Source organism: Cyclobacterium sediminis (assembly GCF_054781075.1).
The window spans coordinates 109,457-132,808 of the sequence record NZ_BAAGVC010000003.1 but is presented as its reverse complement, the minus strand read 5'-3'; the positions used below and the strand labels follow the sequence as shown (position 1 = coordinate 132,808).

The following is a 23,352-nucleotide window of genomic DNA, read 5'->3' as shown; positions in this document are numbered from 1 at the left end:
TGATTATAAGTTTCCCTTTTAATATTAACTTTGAAAATCCCCATGTTTCTGATGTGCTGGATGTAGCGATATCAAATAAAAATTAGCACAAATTCTTATCATTAATCATTCGTAATGCATTGATTTTCTGGATTAATAAGGGAGTGATAGTTTAGTGGTGTGACTTTTTAAAATGTTTTCCACCTCTCTAGCGAAGAATTTTTGTTTTTTAGAAATGCATATTGGGGAAAATTCAAAATATGAAAAAGCCTGCATAACGTATTAATATTTAATTCTTCTGTGTCTTTGCGAAAAATAGCGTATTTTTGATTAAAATTACAGTGATGAAGGAGGAGCTTACGTTTTAGGTAAGGGTATATAAAGGGGGGATTAAGAAATTAGATTATGGAGAGTTTAAATATTCTTTTAGTTGAAGACAATGAAGGGGATATCTTCTTAATTTCAGAGGCTCTGGAAGAGTTAGATTTGCCCTTACATATTAGCCTTGCAAAAGATGGTAGGGAGGCAGTGGAATTTTTAAATTCATGTCTCCGACTGAGAAGTAAACATATTCCAGATTTGGTTTTATTGGATATCAACTTGCCTTTTAAAAATGGTCAGGAAGTCTTGAAATTTATCAAAAATTCTGATGATTTAAAACGTTTACCTGTGATTATGCTCACCACCTCATCCAATCAAAAAGATATTAATGATTCCTACGATAATCACGCCAATAGTTATATCATAAAACCTTTCGGTTCTGGAGGTTACCAGGAAATCCTTAATAGGATTCGAACTTTTTGGTTTTCACTAGTGGAATTACCTTCAAAAATTTAAATGGATGAGTTCAGTTAATGAGGCTTTAAATTTTTTAATTATCGAAGATAACGAAGGGGATTTCGTTTTAATTTCAGATTCGATAGAAGAAAATTTCCCCTTCGCAAAAGTGGATTGGGCACCTACTTACGAGGAAGCCTTACATCGGGTATTTGACGATTACGATGTTATTTTACTTGATTTAAGTCTTGATAATATTAGTGGTGAACCCCTGATTAAGGATATAAAGAATAGGGCTCCTAAAATCCCCATTGTGGTATTGACTGGTTATTCCAATAAAGCTTTTGCCTTAAAATCGATCGGTTTAGGAATGTCCGATTATTTGATTAAGGATCAGATGCATCCTGAGATCTTATACAGAAGTGTAATCTATAGCATAGAAAGAAAGAAAATTTTTAATAGATTAGAAGAATCCGAGGTCAGGTATAAAGAACTTTTTCAATTTAACCCGCTTCCTATGTGGGTTTTGGATCAAAAAACCTATAATATTTTAAGTGTAAATGAAGCAGCCATTAGAAGTTACGGTTTTACATTTGAGGAATTTCTTGAAAAATCGTTTTGTGATATTCAGATAAAAAAGGTTAAGTCTACTTCCCCCTCACGAGAAAATGAAATCAATTTTTGTAAAAATATTTCCGGACTCCATTTACATAAAAAAAAGAATGGTGATACCATCACTGTAGAGACTAGTGTAAATAATATTAACATTAATGGAGAGGATGTTAAATTAGTGCTTTCAAATGATGTGACCCATAAATACATTCATTTAAGAACCATAGAGAAGCAGAATAAGCAGTTAAAAGAAATTTCATGGGTGCAATCGCATATTGTTAGGGCGCCTCTCGCAAGACTTATGGGGTTGGTTAATCTCTTAAAAATGACCAAAATTGAATTGCCTGATGAAGAAAAAGAAATGTTAAATCACATTGAAATTTCAGCGGAAGAACTGGATGGTGTGATTAGGGATATCAATGAAAAGGCTTCCAAGGTAAAAAAATCGGGTATGTAGTTTTTGCTATTGAATATTTTTAGTAAATACATAATCATCCATAATATACCCTTTCCCAATGGGGATAATAACATCTTCGATCTTGCTAAAACCTTGTTTTGTATAGAATCTTATCGCAGAATGATTGTATTTGTTTACATTTAATGTGAGTAGTTTAAAGGCATTTAAGCGCCCATATACTTCCAACTTCTTCAATAATATTTGGCCTATTCCTTGACCTTGAGAAGACGGGTTAATGTATAATTTGTGGATTTTTACCTTGTCTTTTAATTCTAGATTAGGTTCAAAAGCCATAAACCCCAAAGTTAAATCGTTTCTCTTGGCCAGCCAAAAAACGATTTCTTTTCCGGAAATTTGTGAGTGGAGGGTATCTGTGTTGTACATCAACTCCATCATGTATTCCAATTGAGCTGAGCTGAGAATATCTCTAAAAGCAATGGGCCAAGTGGTTTTCGCGATGCTTTGAATCTGGGGAATGTCTTTTGTTGTCGCTTTTTGGATACTGATCATCTTTGGGACTTTAAATGAGGCAGTAGTATCGAGGATTGCTTACCTTATACCCAATACAGCGCTATTTGTAAAGGGCTAATTAAGGTAAGCTGGTTTGAAATATCATTCCCCCAATTCAAGCATAAGGAGGAATGATACATTCATTTTTAAGTTTTCACTGTATTATTTATTACAAATTAAAACCTCTCAGTTTTACTTGTGTTAGTTTTCTCTTGGTGTCAAGCGGGAAGTCTCCCTTCATCATCCAATCATAGTATCCCGGTTCTTCCTTAAGAACCTGGGCGATGGGTTTGCCTTTTTGCTTACCAAAATTAAAACACTCTTCTCCTTTGTCATTAAAAACAAACCTACCGGCAAGGTCCACCATTTTCTCATTGATCATGTTGTGAATTTTCTTCATGTCATTTTCAATAATTCCTATTTTATTGCCTTGAAGATCTTCAAGCTCTTGACCCTGATACCTTTCAATTTGAGATTTAAAAACTTCATAGGTAGCAATGGTATCGGCTTCAGCACTGTGGGCATTTTCCAAGGTTTTGCCACAGTAAAATTTGTAGGCAGAAGACAAATTTCTTTTTTCCATCATAAAAAATATCTTTTGGGCGTCCAAAAGATTTCTTTTTTCAATGTCAAAATCTATTCCTACCCTTAAAAATTCTTCAACCAATAGAGGGATATCGTATTTAAGAACATTGAAACCTGCTAAGTCAGCACCTTCAAAGAAACGAAACAATTCTTTGGCCACATCTTTGAAAGTTGGTGCATCTGCCACATCCTTGTCATATATCCCATGGATTAATGAGGTTTCTAAAGGAATAGGAACTGTGGGATTAATTTTTAGGGTTTTTAGTTCTTGGCTTGAATCAGGGAATATTTTTAATATTGATATTTCAACAATTCTATCTGTGGAAATATTAATGCCTGTAGCCTCAAGATCAAAAAATGCAATGGGCGTTTTGATATTCAAATCCATTTGTTTTTTTATTTAGTAAAATGAAAAATTAATAATTTTTAAAAATGTTAAGGAAAGCCACTGATGAAACATTGGATGATTTGTAATTTAATAGGTGAAACTTTCCCGGATAATTTTAACGCAAATATAGTGATTTTCCTTTGCTAAATTCGGATTTTGCCTAAGTGAAATCTCCTAACTAGATAGGTGACTGGAATTATAAAATTGAAGGTTTTTGTTAAAATACATTTCAATACATTGTACTTAGCTAATCTTAATGATTAAAAAAATTGTTTTTTTCTTTGTCAAGCCAATAAAAAAAATGACTCGGTGTTGGGGTCAAATTGACAAAAAGAGGCATTAGAATGATTGTAGTCGGAGTTGTAGCAGCTACTTTTTTATCATTTAGGACAAGATATTTATTGTTTGATCATCCGATAGTTGCTGTTAAGCAGGAACTTTTTTAGTAAAGATTTAATTGATGTTTTCAATTTCCGAAAGGCCATGGATAATGATTTCAAGGTCAATTAAGGAGGGTTTTCATTTTTTGAATAATTTATCATCCCCTCATAATTGATTGTTTAAGTTGTCGTTAGGTAAATGTGGATAAGATAGTGTATAAATTGTTTAAAATCTTTGATTTTAATAGGGTACTTTTGTTATTATGTCAGACAACAACAGCGATAGAAAAGAACGTAAAGGAAATACAAGGAGGCGACCCAATGAATCCTTACCTGCCTTAGGGAAATTACCACCTCAGGCCATTGATATGGAAGAAGCTGTATTAGGAGCGCTGATGTTGGAAAAAGATGCCTTGACTGCCGTTGTGGATATACTTTCTCCGGGCAGCTTTTATAAAGATGCTCATGGCTTAATCTATGAAGCAATCCTTGATTTGTTCAATGCTGGAGAGCCCATAGATCTGTTGACTGTAGTCAATCAACTTAGAAAAAATGGGAGCTTGGAGTTGGCTGGTGGAGTTATCTTTATCACGGAACTAACCTCAAAAGTATCCTCTGCTTCAAATATTGAATACCACGCACGTATTATTACCGAACAGGCAATGAAACGTGATATGATAAAGATTTCTTCTGAAATTCAGAAAGAGGCTTTTGAGGATACCACAGATGTATTTGAATTACTCGACAAGATGGAGCAGTCTCTATTTGAGATTTCCGAAAACAATATCAAAAAGAATTATGTGGACATGCGTTCAATTATGCGAGAAGCCATAACTGAACTTGAAGGAAAAAAAGGGCAAAAGGATGGGCTAACAGGAGTGCCTTCTGGCTTTACGGCTTTGGATAGGGTCACCTCAGGGTGGCAAAAATCCGATTTGGTGATCATTGCAGCAAGACCTGCCATGGGTAAAACTGCTTTTGTGCTTTCCGTACTGCGAAACGCCGCAGTGGATCATGACAGGCCGGTAGCTATATTCTCCCTTGAGATGTCTTCCATTCAGCTGGTCAATCGTTTGATCAGTTCTGAGGCTGAGTTGGATTCTGAAAAAATTAAAAAGGGAAACCTCGCCGATTATGAATGGCAGCAATTGATACATAAAACAGGAAAGTTAACCTCCGCTCCATTGTTTGTGGATGATACCCCGGCTTTGTCGATTCTTGAATTAAGGGCGAAATGCCGAAGATTAAAAGCGCAAAATGACGTACAATTAATCGTGATTGATTATCTTCAACTAATGTCTGGAGACAGCAAAGGTGGAAATGGGGGAAATCGTGAGCAAGAAATTTCAAGTATTTCTAGGGCTTTGAAAAAAATCGCAAAGGAATTGAGTGTACCGGTAATTGCACTTTCCCAGTTGTCTAGGGCAGTGGAAACCAGGGGAGGAGACAAAAGACCCCAGCTTTCAGATTTAAGGGAATCTGGTGCGATTGAACAAGATGCGGATATTGTAATGTTTCTGTATCGACCTGAGTATTATGGAATAACAGAAGATGAGGATGGCAATAACACTGCTGGTGTAGGTGAAGTTATCATTGCCAAGCATAGAAATGGTTCTTTGGAAAATGTTAAATTGAGGTTCATTGGTAAATACACCAAGTTTACCGATTTGGAAATGAATGTTCCTTATCAGCAACAGCCCCAAGAAGCCCTATATGGGAGTCGTTTCCCAAGTGGAGCTGGTGGTAAAGATTTTGATGATGAAGGAATGGTTCGTATGGGCAGTAAAGCCAACGGTGATTCGGGAGGTGAAAATCCTTTTCCGGGAGGAAACGAGCCCGCACCATTTTAGTCATTTTCAAACTGAAAATTCAAGTAGGCATTTTCCAATTCTTTTTTAGCATGTAAGTTGTTTTGAGCTTTGGCTAATTCGATGCCATCAGAAAAAATTTTATCAGCTTTTTCCAATTCTTCCTCGTTGGCATAAAACATGGCAGCATGATAATAAGTAGCCAGATAGTCTTTATGTTCTATTAATAGTTTGTTAAAATAAAAAGAAGCCTTTTCTTTGTCTTGATATTGGTATTCCAAAGCCAAAGCATAAAGGTTGAAAGGATTTTCGGGTTCTTCTTCAATATAATTCAGGAGTTCTTTTATCCTGTCTAGATGTTTCATGCTCATGGAATTAATTTGCTTAGTTGTTTATTTTAATGACAAATTTAAATAAAAATACATGAAAATATTGGTTTGTATCACACATGTACCTGATACCACTTCAAAGATTCAATTTACTGAAAATAATACCCAGTTAGATAAAAAAGGGGTTCAATTTATTATAGGTCCTTACGATGACTATGCTTTGGCCAGGGCTGTAGAATTAAAAGCAGAGACCAATGGGAGCATCACCGTGCTCAATGTAGGGGAGGCAGAAACTGAACCTACACTTCGTAAAGCATTGGCCATAGGAGCGGATGAGGCAGTAAGAATAAATGCTGCTCCTACAGATGCCTTTTTTGTGGCCAAACAAATTGCCAATTATGCAAAAGACAAGGCCTTTGATTTAATTCTTATGGGTAGGGAGTCTATTGATTTTAATGGAGGCATGGTTCATGGTATGGTAGGAGAGTTGTTGGGCATGCCTTCTATGTCTCCGGTTATGAAATTGGAGATCGAGGGTGGCAAAGGAAAACTGTCAAGAGAAATCGAAGGAGGAAAAGAGTTTATTGAAGTAGATTTGCCATTTATCGCCGGTTGTCAAGAACCTATTGCAGAGTGGAAAATTCCAAATATGCGTGGAATAATGTCTGCAAGGACAAAACCACTCTCGGTGATTGAACCTGTGGAAGAGGCTCAAAGAACAGCAGTCAATTCCTATGAAATGCCTCCTGCAAAAGGAGCGGTTAAACTGGTTGATAGTGTAGATCAACTGGTTGATTTATTAAAAAATGACGCCAAAATTCTTTAAATAAAACGAGCATGTCGATATTAGTATATATAGAACAAGATCAGGGTAAAATTAAAGGGTCTTCTTTGGAGGCAGTGTCTTATGCAGCAGGGCTCTCAGAATTGCAAGGTGGCGAGGTCAATGTTTTAGGCCTTGGATCTATAGCAGATGGAGAATGGAGTAAGGTAGGAGCAGCAGGTGCCAATGCCATTTATCATATTGGAGATGAGCGATTGGATCAAGGGGTTATTTTGGCTCATGCTGATGCCATCGCTAATGTTTTTGAGAAAGTTGGAGCGGCCACACTTGTTTTGGCTAAGTCTTCGCTAGGGGATGCTGTAGCAGCCAGATTAGCAGTAAAGCTGGAAGCTGGCCTTGTCTCCAACGTGGTAGGATTGCCTGATCTGTCCAATGGCTTTGTAGTAAGAAGAAGTATTTTTACAGGTAAAGCTTTTGCAGACACTTCAATAGACACAGAAAAGAAAATTCTTGCTGTAAAAAAGAATATTCATCCCATTAAAACTGATGGTGGTGAAGCGAAGGTTGAATCTTTGGATTTAACGATTTCAGAAGAGAATTTTGTTGCAAAAATAACGGGAGCAGAAAAAGCTGAAGGAGAAATTTTGTTACCGGAAGCAGACGTGGTCGTTTCCGGAGGAAGAGGACTGAAGGGGCCTGAAAACTGGAATATGATTGAAGAACTAGCCGATAGCTTGAATGCAGCAAAGGGATGTTCAAAGCCGGTTTCCGATTTAGGATGGCGTCCGCATCATGAACACGTGGGCCAAACTGGAGTAAAGGTTGCCCCAACCTTATATGTTGCCGTTGCTATATCGGGAGCGATCCAACATCTTGCAGGAGTAAATGCTTCGAAGTATATTGTAGTCATTAACAATGACCCGGATGCTCCTTTCTTTAAGGCCGCAGATTACGGGATCGTAGGTGATGCTTTTGATGTGGTCCCTAAATTGACACAAGCAATTAAAGCATTAAAATAATTAAACGTGGACAATACAGTTGAGTTAGAAATTTTGGGGTTATCCTCCAATAGCACACAATCAGGTTCCTTTACTTTAGTATTGGGAGAATCTGAAGGGAAACGAAAGTTACCCATTGTGATAGGTATGTTTGAAGCCCAAGCCATTGCTATCGAAATAGAGAAGATCATTCCTAACAGGCCCATGACCCATGATTTGTTCAAGGCTTTCTCCTCCAATTTTCAGTTTACAATTGATCATATCTTGATATCAGATATGCGGGAAGGAGTCTTTTACGCCAAAATTATGTGTCAAAGCTCCTATAAAAAAGTAGAAATTGATGCCAGACCTTCCGATGCAATTGCCATTGCTGTCAGGTTTGATGCTCCAATTTATTGTACAAATGCTGTAATGTCTGAAGCTGCCATTGAGTTTACCGAGGAAGATGAAAAACGTGAGCAAGAAGCTTCCGGAATTACTAAAACAAGAAAGGGTAAATCTTCAGGAAAAGGAAAATCTCAGGAAGCGTCGCTTAAGGACTTTAGTTTGGATAAACTCAATCAGTTGCTTGAAAAAGCCATAGGTAATGAAGATTATGAAAAAGCTGCACGGTTAAGGGATGAGATCAATCGAAGAAATTAATATGCTAAATGCTGACAATCGGCTGCCTTATGGTAGCTTTTTTCTATAAAAGCCTTGGCTAAAAGGATGAAAATAAATAATAAATGATAAACCAGAAAACCATTGCGCTTCTATGGGAAGATTCTGTTGAGGCGTTCCGGAAAACCTAATATTTAATAAAAATATGTTTTAATGGACTATATAAGAGGGGTTTTAGGGATCTTGGTTCTGGTTATATTCGCTAGTATTTTTTCAACAAACAGGAAAAATATCGATTGGCGATTGGTAGGGATAGGGATTTTATTACAGGCTATTTTTGGTGTTCTTATTACCAAAGTTGCCTTTGTGGCAGCAATCTTCACAAAAGTAAGTGCCGGATTTGTTAAGTTTCTTAGTTTTTCGGAACAAGGTGCCCAATTTATATTTGGTGACCTGGCTACAAGTTCTTTTGGATTTATTTTTGCTTTTCAGGTTTTGCCTACCATTATCTTTTTTTCTACGGTATCAGCGGGATTGTATTATTTGGGCGTTTTGCAAAAAGTTGTTTTTGTTATCGCATGGGTAATGGCCCGAACCATGCGGCTTTCTGGTCCGGAAAGCCTTTCGGCTGCAGGGAATATATTTCTGGGACAAACAGAGGCACCATTGCTTGTAAAGCCTTTTATACCTATGATGTCAAGATCAGAACTTATGTGCTTGATGACAGGAGGTATGGCTACCATTGCTGGAGGAGTGTTGGCAGGATATGTGGCCTTTTTGGGTGGGGATGACCCGGTAGAGAAAACACGCTTTGCCACCTATCTTTTGGGGGCCAGCATTATGAATGCGCCTGCGGCAATTGTTATCTCTAAAATCATTATACCCGAAGAAAAAGAAAGAAAATTGGATGAGCATTTGGATATCAGTGGGCAGGTACCTGATGTCAACCTTATTGATGCCATGTCTCGTGGAGCTTCCGAAGGATTGCGATTAGCACTTAATGTAGGCGCCATGCTATTGGCTTTTATTGCTGTTATTGCAGCGTTAAATTATTTATTATCCGGAATTATTGGAGAGTTATTAGGACTAAACAACTTTGTGATAAGTTCCACCAATGGGACATTCTCCGGTTTTTCACTGGAATATTTATTGGGACAAGTGTTTCGGGTTTTTGCTTGGGTAATAGGGGTGGAATGGAAGGATACCCTTGAGGTTGGTTCACTATTGGGACAAAAGACGGTAATCAATGAATTTGTAGCTTACCTGGGCTTGGCAGAAATGAAAGAAGCAGGAAGTCTTTCACCAAAATCAATTGTTATTGCAACCTATGCCCTTTGTGGCTTTTCTAACTTTAGCTCCATTGCTATTCAAGTTGGAGGAATAGGAAGTATAGCGCCCGAGCAACAGGGGAACCTGTCAAAGTTAGGCATGCATGCACTACTGGCTGCTACCATTGCCTGTCTGATGACAGCCACTATTGCCGGGGCACTCTTTTAAATTTTAAGGAGTAATTGAATTAATCGTTGATTACAACTTTAACAATTTTGTCCCCTTGCTTGATCTGGTCCACAATGTCCAGGCCTTCCACAACCTTCCCGAAACAAGTGTGGTTTCTATCGAGATGCTGGGTGTTTTCCCTGTTGTGACAAATGAAAAACTGGGATCCTCCGGTGTTTCTTCCTGCATGAGCCATTGAAAGAACACCTTTGTCATGATACTGTAATTCACCGTCTAGCTCACAATCAATGGTGTAACCCGGGCCTCCCGTACCGTTACCTTTTGGGCAACCACCTTGGATCATAAAATTTGGAATTACTCGGTGAAAGTTAAGGCCATCATAAAACCCTTTGTTGGCTAAATCAATAAAATTCGCAACTGCTTTAGGGGCGTCTTGATCGTAAAACTCAACTTTCATTATCCCTTTGTCGGTATGAATTTCTCCTGTTGTCATGAAGCTATCGTTTGTTTTTTTGCAATAATACAGAATTTATGGTAGTATCATGCAATATTTTGCCCCTTTAGGCATTAAGGAATTAAATTTTAATAAGTTTTAAATCATTCGCTTTTGAAAAAAGAAGATCAGTTTTTAGGCAAACACAATGCCCCAAACGAAAATTTAGAAATTGAAGGAGCAAAGCTGTTTGGACACCCTAAAGGGTTGATGACCCTTTTCTTTACTGAAATGTGGGAGAGGTTCAGCTACTACGGTATGCGGGCTTTACTTATATTATTTATGACGGCCCCAATTGCCACCGGTGGTCTGGGTTTTGATGACCAAACATCCGGAGCAATTTATGGCCTTTATTCCATGTTTGTATACCTCTTGGCACTTCCTGGTGGTTGGGTTGCAGATCGGCTTGTAGGGCTTAAAAAATCAGTATGGTATGGGGGGATAATCATTACAATAGGACACTTCACTATGGCATTACCGGGCTTATTTGCAGTTCTCTCAAGTGCTCCAGATCTGCCTAAAGACCAATTGACAGGTTTAGATGTGTATTCTTTTTTCCTGGGCTTAATTCTGATAGTTTTAGGTACAGGCTTACTTAAGCCCAATATTAGCTCCATAGTGGGACAACTATACCCGGAAAATAGCTCCAAGAGAGATGCCGGTTTTTCCATTTTTTATATGGGGATTAACTTGGGGGCATTTTTGGCACCAATTGCCTGTAGTACCTTGGCCATATACGATTGGCATTTGGGCTTTGGCTTGGCTGGTTTCGGGATGCTAATGGGCTTGATTCAGTATAAATTGACCAGTAAGCACCTCAAGGGTGTTGGGGATTTTGTTCTTCCTGAAAATGAAAATGAAAGCCGGAAAAGAAGAAAATTAACAAGCATCGTATGGCTTTCCCTATTGGTACTTGCGATTATTATTGCTTGTTTCTTTCTGGAAATAATTGTTATTGATCCAACCGCGATAGCTGCCATTTCCAATACAGTCATTGCCATTGTTGCCTTGCTTTTCTTTTTATACGTGCTGTTTTTGGGTGGTTTAAATAGTGATGAAAAGAAGAAAGTAGGCGTGGTGATGATATTATTTGTTTTCTCAGCCATCTTTTGGTCGGGTTTCGAGCAGGCAGGCTCTTCTTTGAATTTGTTTGCTGAAAGGTTTACCGATAGGGTGGTACTTGGATGGGAAATTCCTGCCGGATATTTTCAATCCATCAATAGTATCTTTATTATCTTGTTTGCACCTTTCTTTGGTGCCATGTGGGTAATGCTGGCCAAAAAGAACTTAGAGCCCAGCTCTCCTCTTAAGTTTGCCTTTGGCCTAGTATTATTAGGGATAGGTTTCTTGGTAATGTATTTCGCAGCAAAAATTGCTGCATCAGGTGATTTAGCAGCACCGACTTGGTTGGTGGTAACCTATCTATTCCATACTTTCGGTGAATTGAGTCTTAGTCCTGTGGGGTTAAGTTTGACGACTAAATTAGCCCCCAAGAAGTTTGTTGGGCAAATGATGGGAATGTGGTTTTTATCCATTGCCATGGGTAGCTTGATTGCTGGAAGAATTGCCGGTGGAGCAAGTGGAGGTACGGCTGAAGCTTTATCCAGAATGCCTGACCAATACCTCTTAATAGTCTATACTGTTGTGGGGGCTGGATTGGTACTAATGCTTATTGCTAAGCCTATCCGAAAATTAATGGGAAATGTGCATTGAGCACTTTTTGAAAAAGAAAAAAATATCAAGATGAATTTGTCCTGATAGTAGAAAAAAGTGATAAAAAAAGCCGGTTAGTGCTAACCGGCTTTTTTTTAGTCTTCTTTGTTCTCTTTTTTAAACACCGTGCTTCTAAAGTCAACGGCAGAAATCCCTGCTCCTAAACCAACTAAAATGGAAACAATTAACCAGAAAGTCTGTGCTCCTAATGCTATAGGGGCGCTAAATATATCTAATAACATGATAATGTGGTTTTAAATGTCAAATTTGCCTGCAATTTAGCACTCTAAAGGAGGATAACAAAGCATATTATTAAAAAGCATCAGTTAAGTCACCAATAGACCCTGTGTCAAGGTGTTTTATCAAAAGGCCTAATAAAGGATTGGCCATTTTTTCTTAGTTAGGCATAATCCTCCCTAATTGTAAGTTTAATGAGCCAATTATTGATTTCCTTCAAACCATTTAAAATTACTCGTATTGAACGAATTTAAATAAATAAGGAAAACATTGGTTTTATTTATTCAAAATCATCATCCTCATCGAATACATCATCAAGGTCAACATCATATAGATTAATTTCAAAATCCTCTTCATCATCATCTAGAAACGGGTTATCTTCAAAATCCTGGTATCCTTGCTCGAACTCATCTAGGGAATCTTCAAAATCCTCAATCATCTGCTATCTATTAAAGTTTTTTCCTGTAAACTTTTGCTAGTTAGCAATAAATAGGAATCAATACTGTCTTTGGAGATAAACTTAACGTTATCAAATGATTATTTTCATATTTTCAATGGCAAGGTCAAAAAAAATTAAGCGAAAACTTAAAATGTGTTTATAAAGATTGGAAGATGTTTAACGGCTTTAATTATTGCCTTTTCGGCTAAAAATCAACTTGATATATTGTTTGATTAAGGGTTTAGTTAGGTAGTTATTTACCTTCTCATATTTTCCGGCTCTAGTGATGTCGGTTTCGTCAATCGAGCTACTTAGAATGTATATTTCAGGATTTTTTTTTGTTGGCTGAAATTTTTCTAAAAAATCCCACCCATTCATTTCAGGCATGTTTATGTCAAGGAATAAGTAATCAGGTCGTATCGCATAAATATCCTTTAGCGCAGCAGCGGCACTACTAAAAGAAAATACTTTGAAAGGCTCAAAGACATTTCTTGAAATCAGCTTCTCAGTGACGAAAATGCTAATAGGATCATCATCTATTAATACTATTTTGATCATTTACTTACAAAAAACATGTTTTAAAAAGCATTTAAAGTATTATAAAAATAGTAAAAATAATCTCATTATTAAATTTTTCCGTCATTTATTTACCTAACAATTAGTAATTTTTTTTTAAAAAATTGAAATATGTCCATTTATGGCTTTTAAGGATGGTTTTTTTATAATAATTAATTTGATGATGAGTGGTTTTTTCTAATTATGAAAGGGTATTATTTGAGATTTTGGGTTAGTTGTGATTTCGAGGTTCCTCTAAAATAGGAGGTTATGAAAAAAAATTATAAAAGTCAAATAAACAGCTTTATAGGTTGAATAATTAATCTTTTAGGGTTAGCTAACCCTTTAAACCCTGGTTTTCTAGAGAGTTTTTGGGTTCATTTATTTCTATTTTTAAAGGATGCAATAAAGTTGATGTTTTAATTTTAGGCTGGATAAGATTGAATTTCACGTATATTTGGCGTACGAAGGCCTTGTGAAGGCTATAGGAGCAATTTTGGTAAATGCATTTATTGATGAAAGAAATAAACAAACCTGATTTTGATGATATTTTTATGGAATTAGCGGTAAGTTTGGCGCAACGGTCCCATTGTATTAAAAAACATGTAGGTGCTGTTTTAACAAAGGATACTAGGATTATCTCCATTGGTTATAATGGCCCCCCTCCCGGTACACACAATTGTGATGAAGAATTTCCGGAGGAAGGGTGCAGGAGAGACAGTAAAGGGAGCTGTTCTTTGGCATTACATGCTGAGCAAAACGCTATACTGTATGCAGTAAAAAACAAAGCCTCGGTAGAAGGTTCTACATTATTTGTAACTTTAGCTCCCTGTCTGCCTTGTGCAAGGATTATTTATTCCATGGGTATTTCCAAAGTTATTTTTTTAAATTCCTATGCAGAGTATAAAGGGATTGGGGTAGATGAAGGGCTTGAGTTTTTGAAAAAATTTGGAGTTACTGTATCTAAATATGGTAAAGTGATCAAAAATCAAGATATATTGATTTAGGGATAGATCAAGCTTTTGTCGTTGATCAGGTTAACTTCCCTTTCTAAGGAAATGTTAAATTTGGTTTGAACATCCAACTGGATTTTCCTACTTAATTCAAGAATATCATTTCCCTTACCCCCTCCATAATTCACCAAAACCAATGGTTGTTTGTCGTGAACACCCACCTTTCCTAGCTTTTTCCCTTTCCATCCTACATTTTCGATCAGGTATGCAGCGGGAATTTTTATTTGAGAAGCGTCACTGGGGTAACCGGGTAAAGTTGGGTATGCTTGTTTTAATTTTTTATATACTTCGACCGGCACCACTGGGTTCTTAAAAAAGCTTCCAGCATTTCCTACTGTTTTTGGATCCGGAAGTTTGGATTGACGAATATTGATTACTGCATCACTAATGTTTTTTGCTGTAGGTTTGGCTTGGTTCATTTCTTTCAAAACCTTTTGAATATCCCCATAACTTATATTGGGAACATGTGAGGTAGAAAGGTTAAAATTAACTTTATAAATAATATATTTTCCCTTAAGGCTTTTTTTAAAAACACTTTCCCTGTACCCGAAATTGACATCTGCCGGTAAAAATATTTGAGTACGTCCGGAGCAAATTTTTATGGCCTCTAAACTATGGAATACAGCTTTAATCTCCACGCCATAGGCACCAATATTTTGCATAGGAGCTGCGCCTACAGTGCCAGGGATTAAAGACAGGTTCTCTATGCCCGATAAATTATTCTCAATACTATATAGAACAAAATCATGCCACATTTCACCAGCTCCTGCTGCCAATATGACCTTATCTTTGTCTTGGCTAATTGGCTCTATCCCTCTAATATTAACCTTCAATACCAAGGCATCCAAATCAGAGGTAAACAGTACATTGCTACCTCCTCCCAAAATAAGTATGGGTTTTTTGGCGGTTTTGGCAAAGGTCAAGGCTTCAATAATGTCATTTTTGCTTTCCACCTCAGCAAAGAATTTAGCCTTAACATCTATTCCAAACGTATTAAAAGCCTTTAATGAAATATTTTCCTGTATCTTCATTGTCCTAATTAAATCACGAATTAAAAGATAATTTGCTCAAATTGGAAAAATTATTAGGAATATGCACTATATAATTTAATGCTAAGCTAAAGGTTGAGAAAGATTTTTAGGGGATTATTTATTGGGAATCAGCTATTGAGTGAAATAAATTTTTATTATGAAAGAAATGGTTATCAACGGCATCAGGGTTAGGCCCGGTCAATCTTTAAATATTGAAATTGCAATTGCAAGATTACCTACCCATACCCTGATTGATTTACCGGTATTTATAAGAAGTTCAAGCACACCGGGTCCAACTGTACTTATATGTGGAGGAGTGCATGGAGATGAAATCAATGGGATTGTCACCGTAAAAAGAATGTTGGAGGAAAATATTTTTCAGCCTACAAAAGGAACTTTAATATTTATCCCTTTGGTGAATGTCTATGGTTTTTTAAGTAATTCTCGAACTTTCCCTGATGGGAGAGATTTGAATAGAAGTTTTCCCGGAAACAATAAAGGTTCTTTGGCTTCCCAAATCGCCCAAATTCTCACCAAAGAAATAATTCCCCAAATAGATTATGGAATAGATTTTCATACCGGAGGGAGAATGTTATCCAATTACCCTCAAATCAGAGTGGATTTTAGGGATCAAAAAGGATTGGAACTTGCTGAAGCTTTTGGTGCCAATTTCACAGTTAATTCTATGCATATAGATAAGTCTTTTCGAAAGGAAGCCTTTAAAAACAACAAGCATTTACTGGTATTTGAAGGAGGAGAATCGATGAGGTTAGATGATCAGGTTATTCAGGAAGGGATTGCGGGAACAGGTAGGTTGTTAAAATATCTTGAAATGATTAATGGTGATTATCCATTGAATAAAACCCATAAAATTGAAGAGAGTCGTTGGGTTCGTGCAAAGGTTTCAGGCATCTTTAATGCCTCTGTATCCTTAGGTGATGAGGTGAGAAAAGGACAGATGCTAGCCAAAATATCAGATCCTTATGGGCAGGTAAAAGTGCCTATTAAAGCTTCTGCTTCAGGTTTTGTTATAGGAATCAACAACCTGCCGGTAGTAAATGCCGGAGATGCCCTTGTACATATAGGCAAATCTCAAGTTAAAGTGTAAGAAGGTATAATTGAAAAGCTGAAGCTTTCAGAATGCTCTAATATTTAGTTCAATAACCTATGGAGAATTAAACCAATAAAGCTGCAAAAGCTAGGGTTGCTTGACCATAGTCACACCTTCATCCAGTTTAATTGTGGTGGTTGTTTCACAGCCTTCAGCGTTGGAATATGTCAATTGATGGGTGACTTGTGAATTTTCACTCCTTTGAATGGTCCAGTTTTCTTCACCTGATACCGTATAAAAATTCATTTGAGAGAGGCAGGATTGACTAATAACCTTGGGTTCCAATATGACGGCTTCTATTTGGTTACCTCCCCAATTTCTACCTTTCAAGGTTCCGCTGGTTTCTATCTCCGTAAGTAAATGGTTCCGGATTTTTCCTTTGTGCTCTAAGTCTATGGCTAACCTTGTGCTGGATTCATTTTCATCTTTTAAGAGTAGGCTGTCAGAAGATTCTTGGAGTACCAACTCGGAAGTTAACTTTTTTGTCACTTGAAACAATCGGTAGCCTTCTATGGAGTTGCTGTTCGTTTGGTACTTATTATAAGTGATTTTTATGTTAGCATTGATATGGTTGTTGACCGAGCTATATTCGAGTTGCAGCTTCCCCTGTCTGTCTGTAGCCCCGTCTTCACAGCTGGGATTGTCGTAATCAATGGTTACAGAATACTGTTCATTGTCAATACTAATTGTGGGGCAGCCAGGTAAACTGTCCATAAATTCAGTATTGGAGAAAACTGAGAAATCATAAAAAGGTAAGTAAATATGCTCATCTAATATTTTTGAAACCCAATAGGCTTCTTCACCTTCAAAAGATTGGTCAATTTGTAAATCCTTATTGGTATCAAGGTTGCAGGAAAGAAGAAAAATTAAAAAAAACAGTGGGCTACATCGCTTCATTTCGTGGGCTATTTTCATTGTCCCGTTAAATTAATCAAAGTTCGATAAACTTTCATCCAAACATTTCATTCCTTTTTAAATTATGTACTTTAAGGTATATTTAGGTAACCAGAAATCGAAATTATGAAATATCAGGAAGGTATGCTCGTTCAAAATGCTTTAAAAGATCAAGTAATAATGATTTCCGGAGGCGGTACAGGTTTAGGGGCTGCAATGGGACGTTATTTTTTATCTCTTGGCGCTAAATTGGTGATTTGTAGTAGAAACATTGAGCTGTTGAAACAAGCTGCCATGGAATTAGAAAAGGAAAGTGGAGGGGAGGTTTTACCACTAGCATGTGACCTTAGAGATTATGACCAAGTTGCTAAAATGTATGCAAAAGCTTTGGCTCATTATGGCAAAGTGGATGCCGTAGTCAATAATGCAGCCGCAAATTTTATCAGCCCAACGGACAGGTTGTCACCCAATGCTTTCCATACCATAGTGGATATAGTGTTGAAAGGAACTGCGAACTTAACTCTAATTGCGGGGAAAAATTGGATAAAGGATAAGACTGCAGGTACCTTTTTAAATATTGTTACTACTTATGCTTTTACAGGATCTGCTTATGTGGTGCCTAGTGCTTCAGCAAAAGCCGGAGTCCTGGCCATGACGCGTTCTTTAGCGGTGGAGTGGGCGCCACACAATATCCGTTCAAATGCCATTGCTCCGGGGCCATTTCCCACCTCAGGTGCTTGGGAGCGATTGCTTCCCGGTGAATTGGCAAAAAAGTTTGATCCTGCGTTGAAAAATCCTCTCGGTAGGGTGGGAGAACACCAAGAGTTGGCCAACCTTGCAGCTTACCTTGTGTCGCCGTTTTCAGCTTATATCAATGGGGAAATAATAACCATTGATGGTGGTGAATGGCTTCAAGGAGCAGGGCAATTCAACGGGTTTAAGGCCATCAAGCCTGAATGGTGGGATGCCATGGAGGCAAAAAGAAAGAAAAGATAGCAATTTACTTGTACAAAATTATCCGTATCACAATATAGCTGATGCTTGTCCATTCAAGCGTAAAAATTCTTACCAATTTTAACGCCTTATTTTTGCCAAGTAAATAAAATAGAAATTGTCCCGCTTGCATAAAGCCAATTTTTGGGGAAAAATAGGTTTGGGGGATTTTAGTTCAAATTGAATTTTTTTGTCAGTGGAGGTCTTCCTTGTACACAGGCGCTTTGTTATAGGGTAATGCTAAATTGAAATCCCAATTGGGAAGAATTTTACTTATGTTCTGCTCATTGATAGAAGTAGTTTCAATAAAATACCAGTTGTCCCTACCTTCTGTCCCTACAGCTACCAGGTTACTTTCAGTTGTAATTGTGCCTCCGAGGACTTTGGTTGTGCTGATGACAGGAACTACTGCATGTACCTCAGTGGGATTGGTGCTGTATTGGATGTGCTCACCAAATGTCAATTTCACGAGCCTTTGTCCTTTATTTATTTTGGTTTCCTGAATTTGCCTGAGGATTCTTTTCATGGCCTCTCGACCTCCTGCCTTTTCGATTAGCACCGGATAAGTGAAATCCAATAGTATTTCATAATCACCGTGGATTTGGGCATAAGCATAAATTTGACCAGCTGTTTTAATTTCTTCTATAATCTGTGCTTCAGCCGTTAAGGTAAATTGACCAGCAGATAAAAAAAGAAAGTATAAAGAATTTCTTACCATAACCATTTTCATTTGATAGCTAAAATAGGCTTTAGTTAAGAAAATTCAAGTTAAAAACAAGGAAAGTTTATTGCTCAATGCTATCAGCATCGAAAGTATGTAATTCGCCATCGATAAATTGGTAGTTTACCTGAATAGGATTACAGCAAACCTCACAATCTTCAATATAACTTTGCTCGGGTATACTCGGATCCAAAAGCATAGAAATTTCGGCGAGACAATAAGGGCATTGGAAAAAATGTTCTAATTCCATGGTATTTTTATTGGTCTAATTTATTATAGCGAATATTTGCTGGCAAAGTTTTGTTTCCTTCCGGTTATCTGGCGTGAAGGTAAAGAGAGGAGGTAAGGTAATGAAGTAGCTTATACTCGGCAATATTATAGGTGCCATTTAGTCTATGTGCTAAGGCAAGTTTTGATCCGGGTAATAAACAGATTATAGATATACTATAAAGTTTGATTGGTTTGAGTCAGGGCTATTTAGGAGCAAAGTCAAAAATAACTATGAACATTTGAAGAAATGTGAAAAAGTGAAGCAGATAATAGTTGTTGTTATTACAAGCCACTACCGGACAGGGAAATAGGGGCATTTTTGCTGTCGAGTACCTCTGCGTTTTCACATTTCAATATTCGATATGGGTATTTTTTTAAAAGCTCATAATTATGAGTAGCCATTAAAATGGCTGTTCCCCGCTTATTAATCTCTTGAAAAAGCTTGAAAATACCATCTGAAACATCCGGATCGAGATTTCCTGTGGGCTCATCGGCCAAGAGTATGGATGGCTCATTGAGTAAAGCCCTTGCGATTACTACCCTTTGTTGCTCACCTCCTGAAAGCTGATGGGGCATTTTGGTTGCTGCACCTCCGAGACCTACACCCATTAAAACCTCAATCATTCGGTTTTTCATTTTGAGTTTGTCTTTCCAACCGGTGGCTCTGAGTACAAAATATAGGTTTTCAGCCACAGTTCTGTCAGGGAATAGTTGGAAATCCTGAAATACAATTCCCAGTTTCCTCCTAAGAAAAGGGATTTCTTTTTTTTTAATTTTTTCGATGGGGTAACCGGCCACGTTGGCCTCGCCCATGATCAATGGTAAATCTGCGTAGAGGGTTTTAAGTAAAGAACTCTTTCCACTACCTGTCCGTCCAATCAGGAATACAAATTCTCCCTTTTCAATGCTGAAATTTACACTTTTTAATATGGTATTGATGCCTTGAAAAATACAAGCGTTTTCTACCTTAACTACTGGCTCATTTGAAAAAACCATATCAGAGATCTAATTTTTTTAGTTTGCCGAATGGGAGTTCTTTGATCAGCTTTCCAAGCTCTTCCTCTTTACCTCCAAGTCCAAATTTTTCTATTTTTTTTAAGGGTCTGTCTGCTCTGAAGTAGGCTACAAGCACAAAATTCTCATCCCTGATCTGTATATAATCAGGGATTTTTGCTTTCCCTTTCACTTTGATAATGTACATATCCGGTTCGTTTTTAATTGTAACCTTATCGCTTGACAATGGTTTTCAAAAAGGAGCAGGTTTCTTACCTGCTCCAAAGAAAATTATTTGTTGGCCTTGGCGTGATCTGCTAGAAATTGAGCCAAGCCTTTGTCTGTAAGTGGGTGGTTCAATAAGCCTGTAATTACCTTTAAGGGGCAGGTAACCACGTCGGCACCAAGTTCAGCACACTTTACCAAGTGCATGGTGTGCCTTACAGAGGCTGCCAAAACTTCAGTTTCAAAACCATAATTTTGATAGATGTGAACAATCTGAGCAATTAAATCCAGACCATCAAAAGAGATGTCGTCTAATCTACCAATAAATGGAGAAAGGTAGGATGCTCCTGCTTTCGCTGCAAGAATGGCTTGACCCGGGGAAAACACCAATGTGCAATTGGTTCTGATCCCTTCACTTGAGAAATATTTGATGGCTTTGATGCCCTCTTTAATCATAGGGACCTTTACAACAATTTTGTCATCTATTTTTGCAAGTTCCTTTCCTTCTTTAATGATTCCTTCAAAATCTGTGGAGATTACTTCAGCACTTACGTTTGCATCTACTATATCGCAAATAGCTTTGTAATGGTTGATGACATTTTCATCACCGCTGATGCCTTCCTTGGCCATTAAAGATGGATTGGTGGTAACGCCATCCAACACGCCTAGGTCATAGGCTTCTTTTATTTCATTAAGATTCGCAGTATCAATAAAGAATTTCATGCTTGTTTTTAGGTTTGTTGATTTGTACCGGTAAATTTAAACCAAAATTAACAAAAAGAAGGGGCTTGTGTAGGAAAAGGACAAAAAAATAAGCGGCATCGCACCGCTACGACCGCCTACCCTTGCTTCCTTCCGGACCTGGGGGATTCAGCGGGAGCTGGTCGTGCCGCTTGCAACAAAGGTAACTATTTTCGGTTCACTCACAAAATAATTTTTCAAGGATTGCCTAACCCCTTTATAATCAAAGAAAAAAAAATTGGCAATATTATTGATTAATATAGCCTAGAGATTACCATACATTTTTGGTGCTTTGTAAGCATAACATTTATTAGCTATGAAAAAAACAATAAGTATTTTGAGTTTGGTCCTTTTGATGAGTTCTTGTACACTTTTGCAGCCAAGAATACCATATCAATTGGGAATGTCTGAAAGCAAATTTCTGAGGCAGAATAAAGATGCTGTCATCAGTCAAATAAGTGAGGGTAAAAAAGTGTATCGGGTCAATAATGGGGATAGGTTTTATTTATTGGTCACCTTTGAGAATGATGAATTGACCAATTTAGAAGAGTTAGAATTGACACCACAATGGCCGGGACAAAGATATATGGATGAAAATAACCCAAACTACAATAATTCCAATAACCCGAACTACCAGCCTCAGCAGAGCAATCCCAATAGATAACCCTAACTTAGGAATCTATATTAATTAAGAAAAGCACAAGCCTCTAAATAGGCTTTGTGAAAACAATAAGAAAAGGTCGTCTTTTTATGAGATGACCTTTTTTTTGGTTTTAGAGAGGAGGTGAATTTAGAATTAAACAAAAAAATGTATTAAGTTTATCCTGTTACTTAAAAATATGAATTAATAATTCCTTATATTTAATCCTTATTTAGGAGATTAATACACCAACACATGAACAATAAAAGGCGTACGTTTTTAAAGAAAATGAGTATGGCTGGAGCCGCTTCAGCTATTGTCCCTGCAGCATTGGCCAATGCGGATCAAAAGTCCATGGTCAAATTAAAAAGAACTTCTGAAGTTCCTGCAGATAAGGAATTGAAGATTGCGCTTATTGGCGCAGGAATTATGGGGTCTCAGGACATGAACACGGCGCTCAAGCATGATAATGTAAGCATCGTTGCTGTTTGTGATTTATATGATGGTAGATTGGATGATGCGAAAGAAAAATGGGGTCAACATCTATTTTTAACAAAAGATTATAAAGAAATCCTTAATAGAAAGGACATAGATGCTGTATTGATAGGAACTCCTGATCATTGGCACAAGCAAATCAGCATTGATGCCATGAAAGCAGGAAAGCACGTTTACTGCGAAAAACCTATGGTGCATAGTGTGGATGAAGGAAAGGATGTAATTGATGCTTGGAAAAAATCCGGAAAGATAATGATGGTAGGAAGTCAAGGGATATCAAGCCTTGGCAATGAGAAAGCCAAAGAACTATTGGCTGAAGGGGTGATTGGAGACATTAATTATGCGGAAGGATTTTGGGCTAGACATTCTCCTCCGGGAGCTTGGCAGTACAATGTACCGGCAGATGGAACTCCAGAAACTGTGGATTGGGAAAGGTATATTTCGAATACTACTGACAGGCCATTTGATCCACTGAGATTTTTCAGGTGGAGAAATTATTTGGATTATGGTACAGGGATGTCCGGAGATCTTTTTGTACATTTATTTACCAGTTTACATTTTATTACCAATTCCTTAGGGCCAAATAAGGTTTCTGCCATGGGTGGATTGAGGTATTGGAAAGATGGTAGAGAGGTACCTGATGTATTGTTGGGGATGTTTCAATATCCCGACAGTGAGCAACACCCGGGTTTTAATTTATCCTTGCGTTGTAATTTTGTGGATGGCACCAGTGGTTCTACCTATTTGAAAATTGTTGGTAGCAAAGGTTCTATGGATGTGAAATGGGACGAGGTGGTTGTGAAAACAAACAAGCAGACTTCCAGTGATGATCCGTTCTTAGAAGCGCAGGCTAAAATGAGTGGAGAAGTTTCAGACCGTAAGAAAATATTGCCTCCCAATGAAGTGGTTTATAAAGTGGAGCCCGGTTATAAAGGCGCACATTATGATCATTTCGGTAATTTCTTTAGGGCCATTAGAGAAAACGGGCAAGTTGAAGAAAACCCTGTATTTGCCTTCCGTGCCGCAGCACCGGCTTTATTATGTAATGACAGTTATTTTCAGGATGAATTTATCAAATGGGATCCTGTAAATATGAAATTAGTATAATTAAATCTAATATTTA

The 23,352-nt window shown here is 37.5% G+C and carries 27 protein-coding genes and 1 other RNA gene; 13 read left to right on the top strand and 15 right to left on the bottom strand.

Going from position 1 to position 23,352, the window contains the following annotated elements:
• Positions 1-384: 384 nt before the first annotated feature.
• Both ACYVHJ_RS02945 and ACYVHJ_RS02940 read left to right on the top strand, forming a co-directional pair.
• Positions 385-816, top strand: coding sequence for a response regulator (locus ACYVHJ_RS02945; protein WP_339903225.1), 432 nt, complete (start codon positions 385-387; stop codon positions 814-816).
• Positions 817-820: 4 nt separating this feature from the next.
• Complete coding sequence (locus tag ACYVHJ_RS02940; RefSeq protein ID WP_460512408.1) at positions 821-1,825, top strand: response regulator; 1,005 nt, start codon at positions 821-823, stop codon at positions 1,823-1,825.
• A gap of 6 nt (positions 1,826-1,831) precedes the next feature.
• On the opposite strand, the gene ACYVHJ_RS02935 is transcribed toward ACYVHJ_RS02940, so the two are convergent.
• Positions 1,832-2,335 (bottom strand): GNAT family N-acetyltransferase, encoded by a 504-nt coding sequence (locus tag ACYVHJ_RS02935; RefSeq protein ID WP_339903223.1) that lies wholly within the window; start codon positions 2,333-2,335, stop codon positions 1,832-1,834.
• A 169-nt stretch (positions 2,336-2,504) separates the two neighbouring features.
• Positions 2,505-3,308 (bottom strand): 3'-5' exonuclease, encoded by an 804-nt coding sequence (locus ACYVHJ_RS02930; RefSeq protein ID WP_339903222.1) that lies wholly within the window; start codon positions 3,306-3,308, stop codon positions 2,505-2,507.
• A 643-nt stretch (positions 3,309-3,951) separates the two neighbouring features.
• On the opposite strand from ACYVHJ_RS02930, the gene dnaB reads away from it, so the two are divergent.
• Positions 3,952-5,538 carry a replicative DNA helicase gene (dnaB, locus tag ACYVHJ_RS02925; protein ID WP_339903221.1) on the top strand — a complete coding sequence of 529 codons (1,587 nt, stop codon included), beginning with the start codon at positions 3,952-3,954 and terminating at the stop codon, positions 5,536-5,538.
• On the opposite strand, the gene ACYVHJ_RS02920 is transcribed toward dnaB, so the two are convergent.
• Positions 5,535-5,861 (bottom strand): tetratricopeptide repeat protein, encoded by a 327-nt coding sequence (locus ACYVHJ_RS02920; RefSeq protein ID WP_460512405.1) that lies wholly within the window; start codon positions 5,859-5,861, stop codon positions 5,535-5,537. The two genes, dnaB and ACYVHJ_RS02920, sit on opposite strands and share 4 nt — an antisense overlap.
• 58 nt (positions 5,862-5,919) lie before the next feature.
• On the opposite strand from ACYVHJ_RS02920, the gene ACYVHJ_RS02915 reads away from it, so the two are divergent.
• The 4 genes from ACYVHJ_RS02915 (at position 5,920) to ACYVHJ_RS02900 (ending at position 9,704) form a co-directional block, all read left to right on the top strand.
• Positions 5,920-6,651: an electron transfer flavoprotein subunit beta/FixA family protein gene (locus tag ACYVHJ_RS02915; protein ID WP_339903219.1), complete on the top strand. Its 732-nt coding sequence runs from the start codon at positions 5,920-5,922 to the stop codon at positions 6,649-6,651.
• Positions 6,652-6,662: 11 nt separating this feature from the next.
• Entirely contained in the window at positions 6,663-7,628 is a 966-nt protein-coding gene (locus ACYVHJ_RS02910; RefSeq protein ID WP_460512403.1) for an electron transfer flavoprotein subunit alpha/FixB family protein, read from the top strand.
• Positions 7,629-7,634: 6 nt separating this feature from the next.
• Complete coding sequence (locus tag ACYVHJ_RS02905) at positions 7,635-8,249, top strand: bifunctional nuclease family protein (protein WP_339902827.1); 615 nt, start codon at positions 7,635-7,637, stop codon at positions 8,247-8,249.
• A 171-nt stretch (positions 8,250-8,420) separates the two neighbouring features.
• Positions 8,421-9,704 (top strand): NupC/NupG family nucleoside CNT transporter, encoded by a 1,284-nt coding sequence (locus tag ACYVHJ_RS02900; RefSeq protein ID WP_339902826.1) that lies wholly within the window; start codon positions 8,421-8,423, stop codon positions 9,702-9,704.
• Positions 9,705-9,723: 19 nt separating this feature from the next.
• On the opposite strand, the gene ACYVHJ_RS02895 is transcribed toward ACYVHJ_RS02900, so the two are convergent.
• Complete coding sequence (locus ACYVHJ_RS02895; RefSeq protein WP_339902825.1) at positions 9,724-10,158, bottom strand: peptidylprolyl isomerase; 435 nt, start codon at positions 10,156-10,158, stop codon at positions 9,724-9,726.
• Between the two features lie 114 nt (positions 10,159-10,272).
• On the opposite strand from ACYVHJ_RS02895, the gene ACYVHJ_RS02890 reads away from it, so the two are divergent.
• The gene (locus ACYVHJ_RS02890; protein WP_460512400.1) at positions 10,273-11,871 is read left to right on the top strand and encodes a peptide MFS transporter; all 1,599 of its coding nucleotides are present in this window, start codon (positions 10,273-10,275) and stop codon (positions 11,869-11,871) included.
• Between the two features lie 95 nt (positions 11,872-11,966).
• On the opposite strand, the gene ACYVHJ_RS02885 is transcribed toward ACYVHJ_RS02890, so the two are convergent.
• The 3 genes from ACYVHJ_RS02885 to ACYVHJ_RS02875 form a co-directional block, all read right to left on the bottom strand.
• Positions 11,967-12,113 (bottom strand): hypothetical protein, encoded by a 147-nt coding sequence (locus tag ACYVHJ_RS02885; RefSeq protein WP_339902823.1) that lies wholly within the window; start codon positions 12,111-12,113, stop codon positions 11,967-11,969.
• 275 nt (positions 12,114-12,388) lie between these two features.
• Positions 12,389-12,547, bottom strand: a complete 159-nt coding sequence (locus tag ACYVHJ_RS02880) for a hypothetical protein (RefSeq protein ID WP_460512397.1) — start codon at positions 12,545-12,547, stop codon at positions 12,389-12,391.
• A gap of 186 nt (positions 12,548-12,733) precedes the next feature.
• Positions 12,734-13,105, bottom strand: coding sequence for a response regulator (locus ACYVHJ_RS02875; protein ID WP_460512395.1), 372 nt, complete (start codon positions 13,103-13,105; stop codon positions 12,734-12,736).
• 521 nt (positions 13,106-13,626) lie between these two features.
• On the opposite strand from ACYVHJ_RS02875, the gene ACYVHJ_RS02870 reads away from it, so the two are divergent.
• Positions 13,627-14,109, top strand: coding sequence for a deoxycytidylate deaminase (locus tag ACYVHJ_RS02870; protein ID WP_460513690.1), 483 nt, complete (start codon positions 13,627-13,629; stop codon positions 14,107-14,109).
• Here the strand turns inward: ACYVHJ_RS02870 and murB are convergent.
• Complete coding sequence (murB, locus tag ACYVHJ_RS02865; RefSeq protein WP_460512393.1) at positions 14,106-15,146, bottom strand: UDP-N-acetylmuramate dehydrogenase; 1,041 nt, start codon at positions 15,144-15,146, stop codon at positions 14,106-14,108. The genes ACYVHJ_RS02870 and murB overlap by 4 nt on opposite strands.
• Positions 15,147-15,303: 157 nt before the next feature.
• Between murB and ACYVHJ_RS02860 the strand changes: the two genes are divergently transcribed.
• Positions 15,304-16,254 (top strand): succinylglutamate desuccinylase/aspartoacylase family protein, encoded by a 951-nt coding sequence (locus tag ACYVHJ_RS02860; RefSeq protein WP_339902819.1) that lies wholly within the window; start codon positions 15,304-15,306, stop codon positions 16,252-16,254.
• A gap of 90 nt (positions 16,255-16,344) precedes the next feature.
• On the opposite strand, the gene ACYVHJ_RS02855 is transcribed toward ACYVHJ_RS02860, so the two are convergent.
• Positions 16,345-17,172 carry a hypothetical protein gene (locus ACYVHJ_RS02855; RefSeq protein ID WP_460512391.1) on the bottom strand — a complete coding sequence of 276 codons (828 nt, stop codon included), beginning with the start codon at positions 17,170-17,172 and terminating at the stop codon, positions 16,345-16,347.
• A gap of 105 nt (positions 17,173-17,277) precedes the next feature.
• Here ACYVHJ_RS02855 and ACYVHJ_RS02850 point away from each other — a divergent pair, with 105 nt between their 5' ends.
• Positions 17,278-18,147 (top strand): SDR family oxidoreductase, encoded by an 870-nt coding sequence (locus tag ACYVHJ_RS02850; protein WP_460512389.1) that lies wholly within the window; start codon positions 17,278-17,280, stop codon positions 18,145-18,147.
• 190 nt (positions 18,148-18,337) lie between these two features.
• On the opposite strand, the gene ACYVHJ_RS02845 is transcribed toward ACYVHJ_RS02850, so the two are convergent.
• The 6 genes from ACYVHJ_RS02845 to ffs form a co-directional block, all read right to left on the bottom strand.
• Positions 18,338-18,862, bottom strand: a complete 525-nt coding sequence (locus tag ACYVHJ_RS02845; RefSeq protein ID WP_460512387.1) for a hypothetical protein — start codon at positions 18,860-18,862, stop codon at positions 18,338-18,340.
• 67 nt (positions 18,863-18,929) lie between these two features.
• Positions 18,930-19,115 carry a CPXCG motif-containing cysteine-rich protein gene (locus ACYVHJ_RS02840; RefSeq protein ID WP_460512385.1) on the bottom strand — a complete coding sequence of 62 codons (186 nt, stop codon included), beginning with the start codon at positions 19,113-19,115 and terminating at the stop codon, positions 18,930-18,932.
• A gap of 302 nt (positions 19,116-19,417) precedes the next feature.
• Positions 19,418-20,131: a cell division ATP-binding protein FtsE gene (locus ACYVHJ_RS02835; RefSeq protein ID WP_460512383.1), complete on the bottom strand. Its 714-nt coding sequence runs from the start codon at positions 20,129-20,131 to the stop codon at positions 19,418-19,420.
• Between the two features lies 1 nt (position 20,132).
• Positions 20,133-20,336, bottom strand: a complete 204-nt coding sequence (locus ACYVHJ_RS02830; RefSeq protein ID WP_303611932.1) for a fructose-6-phosphate aldolase — start codon at positions 20,334-20,336, stop codon at positions 20,133-20,135.
• 83 nt (positions 20,337-20,419) lie between these two features.
• The gene (fsa, locus tag ACYVHJ_RS02825; protein ID WP_339902185.1) at positions 20,420-21,076 is read right to left on the bottom strand and encodes a fructose-6-phosphate aldolase; all 657 of its coding nucleotides are present in this window, start codon (positions 21,074-21,076) and stop codon (positions 20,420-20,422) included.
• Between the two features lie 84 nt (positions 21,077-21,160).
• Positions 21,161-21,251: signal recognition particle sRNA small type (ffs, locus tag ACYVHJ_RS02820), an RNA gene on the bottom strand.
• Between the two features lie 159 nt (positions 21,252-21,410).
• Here ffs and ACYVHJ_RS02815 point away from each other — a divergent pair.
• Both ACYVHJ_RS02815 and ACYVHJ_RS02810 read left to right on the top strand, forming a co-directional pair.
• Positions 21,411-21,758 (top strand): hypothetical protein, encoded by a 348-nt coding sequence (locus ACYVHJ_RS02815; protein ID WP_339902184.1) that lies wholly within the window; start codon positions 21,411-21,413, stop codon positions 21,756-21,758.
• A 231-nt stretch (positions 21,759-21,989) separates the two neighbouring features.
• The gene (locus tag ACYVHJ_RS02810; RefSeq protein ID WP_460512380.1) at positions 21,990-23,336 is read left to right on the top strand and encodes a Gfo/Idh/MocA family protein; all 1,347 of its coding nucleotides are present in this window, start codon (positions 21,990-21,992) and stop codon (positions 23,334-23,336) included.
• Positions 23,337-23,352 lie beyond the last annotated feature (16 nt).